This is a genomic window from Mesotoga sp. HF07.pep.5.2.highcov, assembly GCF_003666285.1.
Lineage (GTDB): Bacteria > Thermotogota > Thermotogae > Petrotogales > Kosmotogaceae > Mesotoga > Mesotoga prima.
In genome coordinates this window covers 1-1,922 of sequence record NZ_JFHJ01000067.1, presented here as the reverse complement: position 1 = coordinate 1,922, position 1,922 = coordinate 1, and the positions used below count along the sequence as shown (strand labels likewise).

Annotated in this window: 2 protein-coding genes; both read right to left on the bottom strand. The window is 50.1% G+C overall.

Going from position 1 to position 1,922, the window contains the following annotated elements:
• Nucleotides 1-714: acetamidase/formamidase family protein (locus tag BG32_RS01240; protein ID WP_121526277.1), on the bottom strand; the 714-nt coding region annotated here is incomplete at its 3' end.
• A 67-nt stretch (nucleotides 715-781) separates the two neighbouring features.
• A complete protein-coding gene (locus BG32_RS01235) occupies nucleotides 782-1,675 on the bottom strand; it encodes an SMR family transporter (RefSeq protein WP_006490173.1) in 894 nt (297 codons plus the stop codon).
• Between the last annotated feature and the right edge of the window lie 247 nt (nucleotides 1,676-1,922).

Sequence of the window (1,922 nt, the reverse complement as noted above, 5' to 3'; positions counted from 1 at the left end):
GCTCGCCTCTTCCAGAGTCTTCGCGCTGAACAAGAGGTAGAAAGCCTCCTCGGTTTCGACGGTGGGACTTTCAACGGGCATCTTATCTATATCTACATTTAGCCTCACCAGGGCCCTTATCTCGACTCCTGTGCCGCCGACTTCACCATCACCCATCCTCGCATGAACGTCGCCGAGGGAGAGATTCCCCCCCTTCACGAAGACCGGAAGATAAACTCTCGAACCGGCCGCAATATCTTTTGTGTCGAGGTTTCCGCCATGACTTCCCGGAGTTGTACAGGAAACGGAACCTTCGGCCGGAGAGTTTCCGATTACGCCTATCATAGGTTTTATTTCGATGCGCTCTCCCAGAAACGACATGAAATTGCCGTCAATCTTGACGATTTCGGTAACGCACTCCCTGGAGACATTGCTAACCGGGCCCCAGAAGGGACAGGTCTCGACAACGCCCTGACTGTCAAGCTCTATGCTCTCTATACTGACTACTATCGTGTCACCCGGCATCGCTCCCTTAACGGCGATGGGCCCGGTAGCCGGATTCACATGAGTGAAGTCGAAGTCTCCTCCGACGGTCTGTGACTCTAAGACGATCCGGTGGCAGAAGCAATCCTCCGTCTCCACTATTACAGTATCCCCCGGGCTGACTTCCAGAACGGGCTTGTGTTCAGGCGACATATCGTACACTACTCTGTCTCTTCCAATTCTGTGTAACACGGGACGCACCTCCACTGACTGATATTGTCTCAATACTACCTCGACGTTGTTTTAATCCAAAGAGATATCATATGTTTATTATAATAAGGGAAATCAGCACCATGCCTAAGGATATCATCTCGAGCTTCTTGAGCTTTTCACCGAAGAACATAAGGCTTCCAAGACTTATCATCACAACGCTTCCGGCACTGTAAACGGGAAAGACCACGGAACCCTTCATTTCTTCGAGGGCCATTATGAGAAAGAAGGATGAGAAGAGGTTTGGCAGTCCCACGATCAGTCCTATGATTGCTTCCTTCTTACGGAAAGACTTACCGGACCTCTTCAGAAAGAACGCGCTTATCGAAAATGCGCTTGCAAAGACGCTGAAGAGAAAGACATTCTTGTATCCGCTGACGGTGTAGTTCTGGAACAGCTTGTTCATAAATTCGGCCAGTCCGCCGGTAATGAACAACATGATTAAAGCGGCCTTGAAATTCTGCCTCCCCGATCCGAAGGGGTTGTTTACGAGTACGATCGAGAAGATGGCAAGGCCGATCCCGACCCACTGCAGCGCTTCCGGATACTCCTTCCAGACTAGCAAAGAAAGAATCATGGGTATTAGAATCCCCAGCTTTCCGAAGGCTCCCGAAAGGCTTGCCCCGCTTTCCCAGACACTCTTCTGATAAAAGATGAAGGAGAGAAAGAAGAAGAGGCCGGAAACGAGTCCCAAAGACAAACCCCAGACTACGCTGCTGGTGAGGCTGAAAAGACGCTCTCCCTTCACTATGACTTCAGCCGGAGATCCCCCGCCGGGACCTACGGCAGGTCTTTCAACCGCTATCATGACGAGCGCTACCAAGAACGCGCTCAGGTAATTGAACGTCGTAACCGCGAGCCTGTTGTAGCTTCTTCCCTCCGTCACTTTGAAAATCATTGCTATGGAGGAACTGGAAAGTATCGCCAGCAAAAGATATAACACTCCAACCTCCCTGATCCGATGCCTTCTCTTCTTATTTGCAGGTGTAATATATTCTTGGCGAGCAAGACAATTATGCCACAGTCTCTCTACGGGATGGTGATTAGATGGCCGAAAGACTGATAGAAGTATTCTCAGGTTCCGACCCCGAAAAAGATCTGAAGGAAATGCTGGAAGAGAAATCGATAATCGACTACTGGACGGTTAAGACATCGGAAGAGCTTTGGCAGACGAAGATACTGGCGCTTGC